Raw genomic sequence first — 15,437 nt, forward strand, 5'->3', positions numbered from 1 at the left:
ACGCTGCGACTTCAGCGGCAGGGCGGGGTGAAGTCGAGTCCGTCGAAGTACTGCTCCCACTCCTCACGGCTCATCCGCGGCATTGCCTGCTCGCAGATCCTGACCGCCGGGTCGCGCGGGTCGGCGTTCCACAGCCGCACCGCCCGGTCGGTGCCGCCCGTGACGACCTCGTCACCCTTGGGCGTCAGGCCGACCGCGGTGACCGGTCCGGCGTGCCCGCGCAGCAGGGCCTGCTCCACCGGTTCGCCGTCACCGAGCTGCCAGAGCCGCACCAGCCCGTCGTCGGTGGCGATCGCGACCCGGCCGCCGCCGAGCCAGGCCGACGTGACCTCTCCCCCGCCGGACCGGATCTCGGCGCGCAGTACCGGGGCACGCGGGTCGGAGGCGTCCCAGAGGTGCACGGCCGTGCCGGCGGTGGTGATGAGGTCGCTCGCGCCCGCGAACTGGGCGGCGCCGGCGAACTCCCTGGTCAGGGACAGCAGCTTGACGTCACGCGGATCGGTGACGTCGACCAGGTGCACGGCGTGGCCGGTGGTGACGGCGGCGAGGACCTGGCCGTCCTGGCGGAACGACATGCCCGCCAGCGGTCCCAGGCCGAGCTGTGCGGTGGTGAGGAGCCTCGGGCGCTCGCGGCGCAGGTCCGTCCAGAAGCTCAGCGCGCCGTCCGAGCCGGTGGTGACAAGAGTGGTGCCCTGCCAGGCGATCGCGGTGGCGCGCACGGGGAGCACGGCCAGTTCGCGTGGTCTGCCGAGGGAGACGTCGACGACGTGGACGCTCCCGTCGTCGGCGGCGGACGCGACCAGGCCACCGGTCGAGTCCATCGCGAGCGCGGTGACGGCGCCGGCGTGCCTCGTGGCGTCGTGGGAGGTGCGCGGGGACGGCAGGTCGTCCAGCGCCGTCAGCACGACCGTGCCGTCGCGGTGCCCGGTGGCGACCTGCTGCTGGGTCGGGCCGACCACGAGAGCGGTGACCTCGGACTGGGCTTCGCGCAACACCTGGGAGGGCACGTCCTCCTGCCGCAAACCGTTGCGCGCCTGAGGTAATGGCACGAGCTGGTAGGCGGCGAGCGCGACCTGCTGGGCCAGAGCGGGGTTCGTGGAACGCAGTGCGGCGGCCTCGCCCACGGCCCTCAGCACGGCGGCGTTGGCGCGTTGTTCGTCGGCGGCGATGCTGGCTCTGAGGGCGAAGACGGTCGAGCTGGCGGCGACGACCACGAGTGCCACGAGAACGGCGAGCAGCTGGCGTTGTCTGCGGGTGCGTCTTCGTGCGCTCGCCGAGACCTCTTCCTCCGCGGCCCTGCTCGCGGCGAGGAAGGCGCGTTCGCCCGCGTTCAGTGAAAGTCCCTCGGGAACGTTCGCCAGGCGTCGTCCCCGCAGCAGCGCGCCGGCGTCGCGGTCGAGCGACTCCCAGGTCTGCGTCGCGTGCGTGAGCTCGCGCTGCGCCTTGATGTTCTCGCGGTCCTCCTCGACCCAGCGCTGCAACGTGGGCCAGCCGCGGATCAACGCCTCGTGCGCCAGCTCGATGCCGTCGCGGTCGATCACCACGAGCCGTGCCGCCGCCAGCGCGAACAGCACCTCGTCGTCGGCTTCGAGCTCGGCCTGGTGCGCACGGCGTTTCGTGTCGTCGGCGGTGACGAGCCGCAGCAGGATCCGCTTCGCCTGCTCCTGCCCTGCCGGGGACAACGCGTCCAAGGCCTCCTGCGCGGTGCGGGCGACGGCGTCCTCGAGACCGCCGATCTCCTCGTAACCGGCGAGCGTCAGCGTCATGCCGCGGCGGTGCTGCCAGGTCTGCGCGAGCGCGTGCGACAGCAACGGCAACACGGCCGCCTGCCCCACCGCGTCGGCCATGAGCCTCGCCAGCAACGCGGTCTCGACCTTGGCCCCGGCGACCGCGGCGGGTTCGGTGATCGCGAGCCGGAGCTCGTCCGGCGTCATGGGCCCGAGCAGGAGCTGGGCGCCTTCGAGCGCCTCGACCAGCTCGGGATAGCGCGCGCAGTGGCCGTAGTAGTCGGCGCGGACGCCGATGACGACCCTCCGGCAGCCGACGAGCGCCGCGACCAGCCACCGCCGGAGCTCCTCGTCGCGGCACAACGTGAACAGCTCCTCGAACTGGTCGACGACCACGAGGTGCCCGTGCCGCTGCTGGAGTTCCAGCGGATCCGCCAGTGCGCCGGCGAGCTCGGCCGCCTCCCCGCCGGTCAGCCGGGCGAGCGCGATCGCGCACTCCTCCACCGGGTTCGCGCCGGGCGTGAACAGCAGCACCGGCTCGCGGGTGCGGGCGATGAGACCGGCCCGCAGCAACGAAGACTTGCCCGCACCGGACGGTCCGAACACGCCGGTGAACCGGTTCGTCGTGGTGAGCAGCTCGGCCGTCAACCGCTCGCGCCCGAAGAACCTCGGTGCGTCATCGGGCTGGAACATCGCGAGCCCGACGTACGGACTGTCCTGCGCCGCATGCGGTTCGGACTCGACCACGGCCCGCCACCGCCGCGCCCACTCCTCCGGATCGGCGTCGCAGGCCTTCGCGTACGCCTTGGTCACCGCGAGACTCGGCAGCTTCCGCCCGCCGGCCGCCTCCGACAACGCCGCCGCCGAGTAGTGCGCCCGCCGGCTCAGCTCCCGGTAGGTGGGGCTGCCCGCACGCTCCCGCAGCCGGCGCAGATCCGCCGCGAACCGCAGGAGACCGCTCTCGCCCTCGTCGAGAGGGCGTTCCCGTCTCGGCATCCCGTCATTGTTCAGAGAACTTTGTTCAGCGGCCAACACCTCACCGTGAACAACCCGTTCGCCCTAACGTCGACGGGAACGCAACACCACGGGGAAGACCCGGTGCTCGCGCCCCGAACCGGCGCCGGAGTGGCCGTGGGTGGCCCGCGCACGTGCCGCCCACGGCTCACACACTCAGCACACGGGGACCCTTGCCACGTCAGGGAAGTAGCGCCGCCACTCGTCGTCGCTCAGCGCGATCGCCCGCTCCCGGCAGAGCCCGTGACGGACCTTCTCCAGATCAGTGGTCAGCACCGAGGTGGACTTCCTGGCGTCGAACACGGAGAAGGCCTTCTCCCGTGCCCGGTACCGCAGTCCCTGCGGCTCCCGGAAGCCGCTGAACGATCCCGCGTTGACCGCCTCACCCCGCGCGGCGACGTCCCAGATCTCGACCACGGAGTTGCCCAGCACGGCGACCTGCCGGTCGTCCGGGCTGAAGGCGAACGAGGCGATGAGGTAACCCGGCACCCGCGGCACCGTCGCCCACACCTCGGGTTCCGGCGCGGACAGCTCCCAGATGACGATCTCGTCAGGGAACCGCACCGCCAGCCGCCGCTCGTCGCCGCTGAGCGCGGCTTCGAGGGCGTTCGCGGGAGTCTGCACCGTCCGCTCCAGACGCGGTTCGCCGTTGCCGATGTCCCAGATCTGCGCCTTCATGCTCTCGACGGAGTCGTCCCGCAGCAGGACCACGACCTTCCGGCCGAACAGGGCCACGTCGGCATCACGGACCTGGTCGGAAGGCAGCTCGACCCTCCGTGGCCGGGCGGGGTCCCGCAGGTCCCAGGCGACCGCACGCGCACGCGGGCCGCCGTCCATCAGCTTCACCCCGACCGCCGTGGTGCCGTCGTGGTTCACGCTGAACCCCATCGTCTCGGCGGGGAGCGGCAGCGTCCCGAGCTGCTTCGGCCGGCCGGGGTCGGTGACGTCCCAGACGCCCACCCCGCCAGACCTCTCGAACGCGAAGATCCGGCGATCGTCCGCGCTGAGCACGACCTGGACGACGTCCGTCCCGATCGCCGTCCCCTCCGTCCTCGTGTCGTACCTGGCCACGATCGCGGCGGGACCCCGTGCACCGGTCGACACGAGCAACTCGCCGTGCGTCTGCATCGTCAGGAACGCGTCGTCGAGGCCGGGCCTGGGCGACACGGTCCTCGTCTGCCTGGCGGCGTCGGCGTCGAGCAGCGCATCACGCGTCACCTGGCCTGGCGTCACCGCATACGCGGCAAGAGCGAGACGCGAGGCCTGCAGCGGGTCGGCCGGGATCAGCCGCATGACCTCCGTCGCGGCCCGGCCGGCCAGTGCGTCGTTGCGTTGCTGTGTCGCTTCCCGAGCCTGGGTGGCCGCGAACACGACCGTGCCGGCCAGCAGCAGCACCAGGACCGAGAGGACGGCGATGACCGCGCGGGCCCGCCGGGTGCGGCGGCGACCGGCGGCCTGGCTCGCGGTGAGGAAGGCGCGTTCGGGTCCGGTCAGCTCGGCCGGGTCGAGGTCGGCGGCCTGTGCCAGGCGCGCGCCCTGGTAGAGGAGGTCGCGGTCGCCGTCCCACCCCTTCGCGGACTCGGTGAGCTGGTGGTGGACGCGCAGCTGCTCGCGGTCCTCCGCGATCCAGTCGCGCAGCCTCGGCCAGGAGCGGATCAACGCCTCGTGGGTGAGTTCGGCGTGCTGCTCGGTGAGGGTGACCAGGCGGGCGTTGGCGAGGCGGTCGAGGACCTCGGCGTCGAGGTCCTCGCGGTCCGCGCGGCGTTTGGTGTCCTCGGTGCCCTCGCCGAGCGCGATCAGACGCAGGAACGTGCGGCGGGCGGTCTGCTGCTGGTCTGGGTCGAGCTGGGAGTACACGGCCTCGGCGGTGCGGGCGATGGCGTGCTCGACGCCGCCGGCCTCCTCGTAGCCGACGAGCGAGAGCGTCATGCCGCGGCGGCGGTGCCAGGTCTCGACGAGGGCGTGCTGGACGAGCGGTAGGGCGGCTGCCTGGCCCGCGACGTCCGCGACCAGGCGGGTGACCAGGGCGGACTCGACGGTGGCGCCGACGTGCTGGGCAGGTTCGATGATGGCTCGGCGCAGTTCGTCGGTGGTCAGCGGGCCGACGAGGACCTGGGCGTTGTCGAGGGCCTCGACCAGTTCGGGGTGGCGGCCCACGTGGCCGTAGAAGTCCGCGCGGACGCCGATGACCACGTGCGGGGCGCCCATCAGGGCCTGGACGAAACAGTCGCGTTGCTCCGGGCTCGCCAGGGTGAAGACCTCTTCGAACTGGTCGATCACCAGGACGAGGTCCTCGTCGTGCTGCCTGATGACCAGGCCCAGTGCCGCGGGGTCGGTGAGCTCGCTGTGCAGGGCCACCGCGGAGTGCCCGGTGAGCTGGGCGAGGCGGACGGCGCACTCGTCGAGCGGGTGCACACCGGGCGTGAAGATCAGCGCCTGCTTCAGCCTCGGCAGCAGGCCGGCGCGCAGCAGTGACGACTTGCCGGAGCCGCTCGCGCCGAAGACGCCGACGAAAGGGCGCCTCTGCGTGAGTTCGAGCAGCTTCGCGGTGAGTTTCTCGCGGCCGTGGAAACGGTCGGCGTCCTCTTTCTGGAACGCCTTCAGCCCCACGTAGGGAGCTTCCGCAGTCGGTTCCGGTGGCGCGGCGATGTCACGCCACCGCTGTTCCCACTCCTGTACGTCGCCACCGCACGCTTCGACGTAGGCGAGCGTGACCGCGAGGCTCGGGAGTTTCTTGCCCCCGGCGGCGTCGGAGAGCGTCGCCGCCGAGTAATGCGCGCGTGAAGCCAGCGCGCGATAGGACGGTCCGCCCGCCTTCTCGCGGAGCTTCCTCAGGTCGGCCGCGAACCGGCCGAGCTCGGTGTCCGCGCTGTCCAGCGGGCGTTCGGTACGTGGCATGTCGATCTCCCCCGGAGACCGATTGTCCACACCTCGTTGTTCACTGCGCACTTCCGACCCCTTACAACGTCGTCGCCGTAGCGTTCTCGTCGCAAGGTGAATGGGGATTCACCGCAGATCGCCCCTCCGGTTCGAGGCCGGAGGGGCGAGCGGGGTTCAGATTCTTCTCAGAGACCGACGAGCTTGTACAGCCCGCCGACTTCCTGGCGGTTCAGCACCCGCATCGAGCCGGGACGCTGGTTGCCGAGGGACACGCCGCCGACCGCGACGCGGACCAGCGACTGCACCGGGAAACCGGCGGCCTCCATCAGGCGGCGGACGATGTGCTTGCGACCCTCGTGCAGCACGATCTCGACCAGCGCCTTGCCGGGCACGGAGCTGATGAGCTTGAAGGAGTCGACCTTGACCGGCCCGTCCTCCAGCTCGATGCCCTCTTTGAGCTTCTTGTTGAGGCCCTTCTCGAGAGGTCCGGGGACCTCGGCGAGGTAGGTCTTCTTGACGTTGTAGCTCGGGTGCATCAGCCGGTGCGCGAGCTCGCCGTCGTTCGTGAGCAGCAGCAGGCCCTCGGTCTCGGCGTCGAGACGACCGATGTGGAACAACCGCTCCTTGCGGCTGCGCACCAGGTCACCGACGCACGGACGACCCAGGTCGTCCTCCATCGTCGAGAGCATGCCGTACGGCTTGTTCAGCGCGATGGTGACGACGTCCTCGCGGATCTGCACCCGCAGTCCGTCGACGTGCACCACGGCCGTCTCGGGGTCGATCCTGCGGCCCTGCTCGCGCACGACCTGGCCGTCGACCTGCACCCGCCCCTGCTCGATCAGCTCTTCGGAAGCGCGGCGCGAGGCGACACCGGCCTGCGCGAGCACCTTCTGCAGGCGCACGCCCTCGTTCTCAGACATCGTCGATCGCATCCACTTCGGGCAGCAGCGGGGCGATTGCGGGCAGGTCGGCAAGCGACGAAAGCCCCAACCGCTCCAGGAACAGTTCGGTCGTGCGGTACAGGATCCCACCCGTGTCGCTGTCGGTGCCCGTCTCCTCGATGAGCCCCCGCGCGACCAGGGTCCGGATCACGCCGTCCACGTTGACGCCACGAACCGCCGCGATCCGCGCCCTCGTCACGGGCTGCCGATAGGCGATCACCGCAAGCGTCTCCAGGGCCGCGCGGGTGAGTTTCGCGCGCTGGCCGTCGAGCAGCAGCTTCTCCACGAACGGGGCGTACCGGTCCCGCGTGTAGAACCGCCAGCCGTCCCCCGCCCTGCGCAGGTCGATGCCGCTACCGGACTCGGTGTACCGGGTGGCCAGTCTACGGAGTGCCTGCTTGATTCGCTTAACCGGCTGCTCAAGGGCACTGCTGAGGGCGTCTTCGGCGATCGGGCTGTCCACCACGAGCAGGACCGACTCGAGGGCGGCCTCGAAGACGGCGTCGTCGGTCAGGTCGGGGAGGCCGCTGTCCTCGATGGCCTCTTCCGGGGTGGCGGCGAGGAGCTGGGTCTCCAGGTCGGCGGCGTCGGTGGTGTCGGCCGGCTCGGGCTCGGGCTCCTCCAGCACGACTGCGGCTGGGGCGGCGTCGTCGAGGGCGGCGTCGGGTTCGGGGCCGGCGGCGGATTCGGGCGCCTCGGGTCCGGCTGTGGGCTCCTCCAGGACGACGGCGGCGGGAGCGGCGTCGTCGAGAGCGGCGTCGGGCTCACGCTCGGGTTCGGCAGCGACCTCAGCCTCCGCGGCCTCCGCCCCGCCCCCGTCGAACGCCGCCCCGGGCTTCTCGATCTCCGCCGCGTCCGGCCCGACCAGTGGCTCGCTCATCCGCCGTAGTCCTCATCCTCGTCGCCGGCGTGCACCTGCGCCTGCGCGGCCTCCAACGTCCCGCCGACCCACGTCACCTGCAGCGGCCCGAGCGGGTCCTCCTGCTCGAAGGCCAGCGACTTCTCGCGGTACAGCTCCAGCAGTGCCAGGAACCTCGCCACGATCTCCATGGTCTCGGTGCACTCGGCGACGATCTCGGAGAACGACGCGGTGCCCTTCTCGATCAGCATCGCGCGCAGCACGTCGGCGGTCTCGCGGATCGACACGCGGTGCTGGTGGATGTGCGCGACCGACAGCGTGCGCTTCTGCTTCGGGCGGAAGGCCGCGGCTGCGATGTACGCGAACTTGTCGGGTGTGACGCCGAGCATCACCTCGGGCAGCAGGCCCTCGAAGCGCGGTTCCAGCGACACCGAGCGCGGGTAGCGGCGGAACGCGCCCTGTTCGAGCTCGGCGAACAGTGCCGCTACCTGCTTGTAGGCGCGGTACTGCAGCAGTCGTGCGAAGAGCAGGTCGCGTGCTTCCAGCAGGGCGAGGTCGTCCTCGTCCTCGACGTCACCGGTGGGCAGCAGGCGGGCGGCCTTCAGGTCGAGCAGGGTGGCCGCGATGACCAGGAACTCCGTGGTCTCGTCGAGGTCCCACTTCTCGCCCATGCCGCGCAGGTGTGCGATGAAGTCGTCGGTGACCGTGTGCAGGGCCACCTCGGTCACGTCGAGCGTGTGCTGCGAGATCAGCTGCAGCAGCAGGTCGAACGGACCTTCGAAGTTCGTGAGCCTGACCTTGAACTTGCCATCGTCCGGAGCAGCAACCTCAGCAGGGGCTTCCTCGGTCACTGCTCGCGCAACCTGCGTACCAGCAACGACGCGTCACCGTGCGTTTCGAGGTCGTCCAGCACGATGGCGATCGCCTCGCGCACCACGCGGCCGCGGTCGACGCCCAGCCCGTGCGAACCGCGCAGCTCGAGGCGTGCCTGTTCCAGGGCGAGGAGTTCCTCGTCCGACACGTAGACCGTGATCTTCGTGGTGTGCTTGGTGCGGCCGGAACCCCGGCGCTGCTGCGGGGCCGACTCGTCCGAGGAGACCTCGGGTGCGGGCGCGGCAGCGGTCAGCCTGAACAGTTCCGCGGCCCCGGGAAGCGTTGGGCGACGGTTCACCGAGCGATCACCTCGCGTGCCAGCGTGCGGTACGCGTTGGCACCCGCCGAGCGCGGCGCCCAGCGGGTGATCGGCTCGCCGGCCACGGTGGTCTCCGGGAAGCGGACCGTGCGGTTGATGACCGCGTCGAACACGATCTCGCCGAACGCCTCCACGACGCGGGCCATGACCTCGCGCGAGTGCAGCGTGCGCGGGTCGTACATCGTGGCGAGGATGCCGGTGATGTTGAGCTTCGGGTTCAAGCGTTCCTTGACCTTCTCGATGGTGTCGATGAGCAGCGCCACCCCGCGCAGCGAGAAGAACTCGCACTCCAGCGGGATCAGCACACCGTCCGCGGCCGCGAGGGCGTTCACCGTGAGCAGGCCGAGCGAGGGCTGGCAGTCGACCAGCACGTAGTCGTAGTGGTCGATCACGGGACGGAGGGTGCGCACGAGCGTGTGCTCGCGGCCCACCTCCGACACGAGCTGGATCTCGGCCGCCGACAGGTCGATGTTGCTCGGCAGCAGGTCCATGTCCTCGACCATGGTCTTGCGGATCACGTCGGGAACGGCGGTGTCGTTCTCCATGATGACGTTGTAGATCGTGGTTTCCAGCTGGTGCGGGTGCACGCCGAGGCCCACCGAGAGCGCGCCCTGCGGGTCGAAGTCGACGAGCAGCACGCGGCGGCCGTACTCGGCGAGCGCCGCGCCCAGGTTGATGGTCGTCGTCGTCTTGCCGACGCCACCTTTCTGGTTGCAGATGGCCAGGATCTTCGCCGGGCCGTGGTGCAGCAGCGGTGGTGGGTCCGGGATGTGACGACGCGGTCTGCCTGTCGGGCCGATGCCGTCGACCTGCTCCGTGGCAACGTCGTCCACCGGCGCGGCGTGCGGAGCCAGGCTCAGATCGGCACGGGGCGCGAAAGCGTGCTCCGGTGTCGACATGGCTGGCGTTCCCTCACTGGTCGTAGTCGTCTCTCGGGGCGCAGCCTAGGCCGCACCCGTGCGAGCGGCAACGCGCCTCGCCGGTGTTTGTCAAGACTGACTTAGACCGCGACATCCGTTCGTGTTCGCCTGTCGGCGGCGGAGAGCACCACGTCCAGCAGTCCGGGGAAGAGATGGTCCAGGTCATCGCGGCGCAATGACACCCACCGTTGATTGCCGCGGCATCGTGTCCGTGTGATACCCGCTTCGCGTAACACGCGCAGGTGCTGGGAAAGGGTCGACTTCGCAACGTCGACCTCGAAAGCCCCGCACAGCCTCTCACCGCTCAACTGGATCTGGCGAACGACCGCGAGTCTTGTCGGGTCACTCAGCGCGTGCAGCACAGCGGCTAGATCAATGGCCTGCGGGGACGGCTCGTCCAAGTTCGGCACCTGCCCACCGTACCCGTGGAAGCCTCATGTTCCAGTGGCTCGAGGGTGTGCAGTTGCGTAGACCTCCCTCAAAGTCGTAACGGTTACCAGTGTGTACACCTGAGTGGTCGTAACGGATGCGTGCCCGAGGAGTTCTTGCACCACCCGAACGTCAGCACCCCCTTCGAGCAGATGGGTGGCGAACGAATGCCGCAACGTGTGCGGGGACACCACCGAGGTGATTCCAGCCTGCTCCGCCGCGGTCTTCAGAACGGTCCACGCGCTCTGCCGCGAGAGCCTTCCGCCCCGCGAGTTCAAGAACAACGCGGGCGTGCCACGCCCCTTGGCCGCCAGCGCGGGACGTGCCCGGACCAGGTAGGCGTCGACCGCGGCCAACGCCGGGCGCCCGACGGGGACCAGCCTTTGTTTCCCGCCTTTCCCGTCCAGCAACACCGTCCTCTCGGATGCGTCGATGTCGTCCACGTCCAGCCCGACCACCTCGGAAATTCGCGCTCCCGTCGAGTACAACAGCTCCAGCAGCGCTTTGTCCCTGAGGTTTCCCACAGTTTCCAACAGGGTGAGAACCTCATTGATGGGTAATGCTTTTGGCAGCCTCTTCGGTGGCGATGGCGGATGCACGGCCCGTGCGGCGTCATGCGGCACAACGCCTTCACGGTGCGCAAAACGGTGCAATCCGCGCACGGCGACCAAAGTCCGTGCGGCAGAAGACGCCGCGAGCCCGCTCTCCCGCAGCACGGCGAGGAACTCACTCACCTGCAACTCCGTCACAGCACCCAGATCCGTGACGCCGAGCGACTCCAGGTGTTCGGAGTAGCGGCGCAGATCGCGGGTGTAGGAGTCGAGCGTGTTTCGGGCGGTGCCGCGTTCCACGGCGAGGTGGTCGAGATAGGTCGCCACCAACTCGGTTATCACGCGAGCCCTTCCAACACGATCTCCCCGTCACGGGCGTTGACGCCCTTGGCCAAAGCCGGATCGGACGCCACCGCAGTCTCAAAGCCCTTGTCCGCCAACGCGATGACGTACGGAAGCGTCACGTTCGTGAGCGCGTACGTCGACGTGTTCGGCACGGCACCGGGCATGTTCGCGACGCAGTAGAACACGGAGTCGTGCACGCGGTACGTCGGCGCGTCGTGAGTGGTCGGCCGCGTGTCCTCGAAACAGCCGCCCTGGTCGACCGCGATGTCCACCAGGACGCTGCCGGGCCGCATCCGCGACACCAGGTCGTTGCTGACGAGCTTCGGCGCCTTCGCACCGGGCACCAGCACCGCGCCGACCACCAGATCCGCCCACTGGCAGGCCTTCTCGACCTCGTAGACGTTCGACGCGATCGTCTGCAGGTGCCCGCGGTAGGTGAAGTCGATCTGCCGCAACCGGTTGACGTTGTTGTCCAGCACGACGACCTCGGCCTGCATGCCCACAGCCATCGTCGCCGCGTTCATCCCCGCCACACCCGCGCCGATCACCGCGACCTTGCCCGCCGCGACACCGGGAGCACCGCCCAGCAGCACGCCACGCCCACCCTGCGCGCGTTCCAGGCAATGCGCGCCCACCTGAGCGGCCATCCGCCCGGCGATCTCGCTCATCGGCGCCAGCAAAGGCAACGACCCGTCCGCCAGCTGCACGGTCTCGTACGCGATGGCCGTGATCCCGGACGCCGCGATCGCCTGGGTGCACGACGGCGACGCCGCGAGGTGGAGGTAGGTGAACAGCACCTGGCCACGGCGCATGCGGTGGTACTCGGGCTCGATCGGCTCCTTGACCTTCAGGACCAGGTCCGCGAGCCCCCACACCTCGTCCGCGTCCGCGGCGATCCGCGCCCCCGCCGCCGTGTACTCGTGGTCGGGGAACGACGAGCCGGCACCGGCGTCGTGCTCGACGACGACGGAGTGCCCGCGGCGCACCAGCTCGACCACTCCGGCGGGTGTGATCGCGACGCGGTACTCGTGGTTCTTGATCTCCTTTGGGACACCGACCAGCATCGTCGCAGCGTATTCCCGATATCGATCTCCTGCATCGGATAACGTGGCCAGCCGTGTCAGAAGCATTCGGGCCTGAACAGCAGCGCATCGGCAACCAGCAGCGCGAAGAGGCGATCACCGCGCTCAACGACCACTTCGCCATGGCGCGGCTCGACATCGGCGAGTACCAGGAACGCGTGAACCGCGCGTCCGTCGCGCAGAGCTACTTCGAGCTCGCGGAGCTGTTCCGGGACCTGCCGCAGCCCCACCCGCCGTTCCTCGCGCCGCCCTCGGTGCCCTTCGCCGTGCCCGCGCCCCCGCCCGGCTACCAGCCGCAACCCACCCAGCCGTACTACCCGCCGCCCACCGGCCCGCAGCCGCAGTACGCGGTCCCGCCGCCTCCCGGCATGGTCCCGCCCGGCTACGGCAACCCGGCCGCCCCGTACGGCTTCGACCCGATCACCGGTGTGCCCCTGTCGGACAAGTCGAAGATCGCCGCGGGCGTGCTGCAGCTGTTCCTGGGCAACCTGGGCATCGGCCGCTTCTACACCGGCCACGTCGGCATCGCCGTCGCACAGCTGCTCACGTGCGGTGGCTGCGGCATCTGGTCGTTGATCGACGGGATCATCATCCTGGTCAACGGCGGCACGGACGCGCAGGGCCGCAAGCTCCGCGACTAGATCCCCGCGAGATTCCGTCCCACGCCCCACACGGCGGCAACGACGAGAACGGCGACACCGACCGACTTCGGCACGGACCGCCGTTCGCCAGTCCACCGATCTCGCGTCCACCGCGCGAACAGCCACACGGCCAGAGGCACACCCAACGCGAGCAACACGGCGTTGAAGTGGAACGCGCTGACGACATCCCCGTGCAGCAGCGCGTGAACCATGCGCGTGGCACCGCACGCAGGGCAGTTCAGCCCCGTCAGCCAGTTGAACGGGCACTTCGGCAACAGGTTGCCGGGCTTGTTCGGATCGACGAACTGCAGCAGCACCACACCCGCGCCACCCAGGGCGAGAACGCCGAGGGGCGCCTTCAACCGTCCGAAGGCGCCCTTCACCGTCTGCATGAGCCCAACTTACTTCCTGCGCGCGGCGAACCGGGTCGGCCTGTCGCGGAAAGGTGCGTCGGCCGGACGCGGTTCCGCCCGTCCCGCCAGCACCTCACGGGCCGCGATCAGCCCGGAGATGGCGGAGGCGTTCACGATCTCGCCCGCGATCGCCATCCGCACGGCCTCGTCGAGCGGGAAGCGGTGGATCTCCAGATCCGCCTCCTCCTCGCCCTGCACCTCACGCTCCACTTCGGACAGCTCGCGCGCCAGGTACACGCGCACGACCTCGTCGGTGAAACCAGGAGACGCGGCCACGTCGACCAGCGTCTCCCAGCGCGCCGCGTCGAGCCCGACCTCCTCGGCCAGCTCACGGCGCGCACCGATGACCGGCTCCTCGCCGTGGTGGTCGAGCAGCCCGGCCGGCAGCTCCCAGAGGTGCCTGCCCAGCGCGTGCCGGTACTGGTGGATCAGCACGACCTCACCGGCGTCGTCCACGGCCACGACCGCGACGGCGCCCATGTGCTCGACGATCTCGCGCTTGGCCGTGCCGCCACCGGGCATCTCGACCTCGTCGATCCGCAGCGCGACGACACGTCCGACGTGCACGTCCTCGCTGGAGACCGTCCGGAAGTCGTGCCTCACTTCTTCGCCCCGGCCGTCAGCGGCAGGCGGTCGGCGACCCGGTAGTCGATCGCGGCCTTCACGAACGCCGCGAACAGCGGGTGCGGCTTCGTGGGACGCGACTTGAGCTCCGGGTGCGCCTGCGTGGCCGCGTAGAACGGGTGCACGTCCGCAGGCAGCTCGACGAACTCGACCAGGCGGCCGTCCGGCGAGACGCCGGAGAACACCAGGCCGGCCTCGGTGAGCTTGCCCCGGTACGCGTTGTTGACCTCGTAACGGTGGCGGTGCCGCTCGGAGACCTCGGTCGCGCCGTACGCCTGAGCGACCACCGAACCCGGCGTGAGCTTCGCGATGTACGCACCCAGCCGCATCGTGCCGCCCATGTCGCGCTGACCCGCCACGACGTCCTGCTGGTCGGCCATCGTGGAGATGACGGGGGTGCCGTTCTCCTCGAACTCGCTGGAGTTCGCGTCCTCGATGCCCGCGAGGTTCCGCGCGGCCTCGATGACCATGCACTGCAGGCCGAGGCACAGGCCCAGCGTCGGCACACCGCGCGTGCGGGTGTACTTCAGCGCGCCGACCTTGCCCTCGATGCCGCGCACGCCGAACCCGCCGGGGATCAGCACCGCGTCCATGCCGGACAACGCACGGGCCGCGCCTTCCGGCGTCTGGCACTCGTCCGACGGCACCCACTTGATCTCGACCTTGGCCCGGTGCGCGAACCCGCCCGCGCGCAGCGCCTCGGTGACCGAGAGGTACGCGTCCGGCAGGTCGACGTACTTGCCGACGAGCGCGATCTTCACCGTCTCCGACGGGTTGTGCACACGGTCCAGCAGATCGCCCCACACCGTCCAGTCGACGTCGCGGAACGGCAGGCCGAGGCGGCGCACGACGTAGGCGTCGAGGCCCTCGGAGTGCAGCACCTTGGGGATGTCGTAGATCGACGGCGCGTCGACGGCCGCGACGACGGCGTCGGTGTCGACGTCGCACATCAGGCCGATCTTGCGCTTGAGCGCGTCCGGGATCTCCCGGTCCGCGCGGCACACGATCGCGTCGGGCTGGATACCGATGTTCCGCAGCGCCGCGACGGAGTGCTGCGTCGGCTTGGTCTTCAGCTCGCCGCTGGGCGCCAGGTACGGCACCAGGCTGACGTGCAGGAAGAAGACGTTGTCGCGGCCGACGTCGTGGCGGACCTGGCGGGCCGCCTCGAGGAACGGCAGCGACTCGATGTCACCGACCGTGCCGCCGACCTCGGTGATGACCACGTCCGGGGTGACGCCGTCGGCGTCCGGCTCGGCCATCGCCCTGATGCGGCGCTTGATCTCGTCCGTGATGTGCGGGATCACCTGGACCGTGTCGCCCAAGTACTCACCGCGGCGCTCCTTGGCGATCACCTCGGAGTACACCTGGCCGGTGGTCACGTTGGCTTCGCCGCTCAGGTCTCGCGCGAGGAACCGCTCGTAGTGGCCGATGTCGAGGTCCGTCTCCGCGCCGTCGTCGGTCACGAAGACCTCGCCGTGCTGGAACGGGTTCATCGTGCCGGGGTCCACGTTCAGGTACGGGTCGAGCTTCTGCATCGTTACCCGCAGGCCGCGCGAGGTGAGCAACTGGCCGAGGCTGGAGGCGGTGAGCCCCTTGCCCAGGGAAGACGCGACGCCTCCCGTGACGAAGACGTGCTTGGTCGTACGTGCCTGCTGCACCAACGGGGCTCCCGTGAAAATCGTGGGGGCCGAATCCCCCTATCCACGGGCCATAACGCTAACACGCCGCCGGTCACTCAGCGCACCACGACCCGGCAGATCACATCACCCGATCGGCGCAGTGCGGTGTTTCGCCGAACTCCCACGGCACGGGCCGGGAT

General features: G+C 70.0%; 14 protein-coding genes. 1 reads left to right on the forward strand and 13 read right to left on the reverse strand.

Annotated features, from left to right (window positions below; genetic code table 11):
* Positions 1 to 11 precede the first annotated feature (11 nt).
* The 10 genes from ACSHWB_RS02705 to ald all read right to left on the reverse strand — a co-directional run bounded on the left by ACSHWB_RS02705 (position 12) and on the right by ald (position 11,922).
* Positions 12 to 2,759, reverse strand: coding sequence for an nSTAND1 domain-containing NTPase (locus ACSHWB_RS02705; RefSeq protein ID WP_439660504.1), 2,748 nt, complete (start codon positions 2,757 to 2,759; stop codon positions 12 to 14).
* 138 nt (positions 2,760 to 2,897) lie between these two features.
* On the reverse strand, positions 2,898 to 5,639 hold the full coding sequence (locus ACSHWB_RS02710) for an nSTAND1 domain-containing NTPase (protein ID WP_439660505.1): 2,742 nt from the start codon (positions 5,637 to 5,639) through the stop codon (positions 2,898 to 2,900).
* A 167-nt stretch (positions 5,640 to 5,806) separates the two neighbouring features.
* On the reverse strand, positions 5,807 to 6,541 hold the full coding sequence (locus ACSHWB_RS02715; protein WP_439660506.1) for a pseudouridine synthase: 735 nt from the start codon (positions 6,539 to 6,541) through the stop codon (positions 5,807 to 5,809).
* On the reverse strand, positions 6,534 to 7,442 hold the full coding sequence (gene scpB / locus ACSHWB_RS02720; protein ID WP_439660507.1) for an SMC-Scp complex subunit ScpB: 909 nt from the start codon (positions 7,440 to 7,442) through the stop codon (positions 6,534 to 6,536). The genes ACSHWB_RS02715 and scpB overlap by 8 nt, the downstream gene beginning before the upstream one ends.
* Positions 7,439 to 8,272: a segregation and condensation protein A gene (locus tag ACSHWB_RS02725; protein WP_439660508.1), complete on the reverse strand. Its 834-nt coding sequence runs from the start codon at positions 8,270 to 8,272 to the stop codon at positions 7,439 to 7,441. Before ACSHWB_RS02725 ends, scpB begins: the two co-directional genes overlap by 4 nt.
* On the reverse strand, positions 8,269 to 8,592 hold the full coding sequence (locus ACSHWB_RS02730) for a hypothetical protein (RefSeq protein ID WP_439660509.1): 324 nt from the start codon (positions 8,590 to 8,592) through the stop codon (positions 8,269 to 8,271). The genes ACSHWB_RS02725 and ACSHWB_RS02730 overlap by 4 nt, the downstream gene beginning before the upstream one ends.
* Positions 8,589 to 9,512, reverse strand: a complete 924-nt coding sequence (locus ACSHWB_RS02735) for a ParA family protein (protein ID WP_439660510.1) — start codon at positions 9,510 to 9,512, stop codon at positions 8,589 to 8,591. The genes ACSHWB_RS02730 and ACSHWB_RS02735 overlap by 4 nt, the downstream gene beginning before the upstream one ends.
* 101 nt (positions 9,513 to 9,613) lie before the next feature.
* Positions 9,614 to 9,943 (reverse strand): ArsR/SmtB family transcription factor, encoded by a 330-nt coding sequence (locus tag ACSHWB_RS02740; RefSeq protein ID WP_093604879.1) that lies wholly within the window; start codon positions 9,941 to 9,943, stop codon positions 9,614 to 9,616.
* A 24-nt stretch (positions 9,944 to 9,967) separates the two neighbouring features.
* Positions 9,968 to 10,855 (reverse strand): site-specific tyrosine recombinase XerD, encoded by an 888-nt coding sequence (gene xerD / locus ACSHWB_RS02745; RefSeq protein WP_439660511.1) that lies wholly within the window; start codon positions 10,853 to 10,855, stop codon positions 9,968 to 9,970.
* Positions 10,852 to 11,922, reverse strand: coding sequence for an alanine dehydrogenase (gene ald / locus ACSHWB_RS02750; protein WP_439660512.1), 1,071 nt, complete (start codon positions 11,920 to 11,922; stop codon positions 10,852 to 10,854). Before ald ends, xerD begins: the two co-directional genes overlap by 4 nt.
* Positions 11,923 to 11,975: 53 nt before the next feature.
* Here ald and ACSHWB_RS02755 point away from each other — a divergent pair, with 53 nt between their 5' ends.
* Positions 11,976 to 12,581: an NINE protein gene (locus tag ACSHWB_RS02755; protein ID WP_439660513.1), complete on the forward strand. Its 606-nt coding sequence runs from the start codon at positions 11,976 to 11,978 to the stop codon at positions 12,579 to 12,581.
* On the opposite strand, the gene ACSHWB_RS02760 is transcribed toward ACSHWB_RS02755, so the two are convergent.
* Genes ACSHWB_RS02760 through ACSHWB_RS02770 form a run of 3 tightly spaced genes read right to left on the reverse strand, consistent with a single transcriptional unit; the run spans position 12,578 to position 15,276 of the window.
* Positions 12,578 to 12,973, reverse strand: coding sequence for a DUF2752 domain-containing protein (locus ACSHWB_RS02760; RefSeq protein WP_439660514.1), 396 nt, complete (start codon positions 12,971 to 12,973; stop codon positions 12,578 to 12,580). The two genes, ACSHWB_RS02755 and ACSHWB_RS02760, sit on opposite strands and share 4 nt — an antisense overlap.
* Positions 12,974 to 12,982: 9 nt before the next feature.
* Positions 12,983 to 13,597: an NUDIX domain-containing protein gene (locus tag ACSHWB_RS02765; RefSeq protein WP_439660515.1), complete on the reverse strand. Its 615-nt coding sequence runs from the start codon at positions 13,595 to 13,597 to the stop codon at positions 12,983 to 12,985.
* Entirely contained in the window at positions 13,594 to 15,276 is a 1,683-nt protein-coding gene (locus ACSHWB_RS02770; protein ID WP_439660516.1) for a CTP synthase, read from the reverse strand. The genes ACSHWB_RS02765 and ACSHWB_RS02770 overlap by 4 nt, the downstream gene beginning before the upstream one ends.
* Positions 15,277 to 15,437 lie beyond the last annotated feature (161 nt).

Source organism: Lentzea sp. HUAS TT2 (assembly GCF_051853195.1).
Classification (GTDB): Bacteria; Actinomycetota; Actinomycetes; order Mycobacteriales; family Pseudonocardiaceae; genus Lentzea.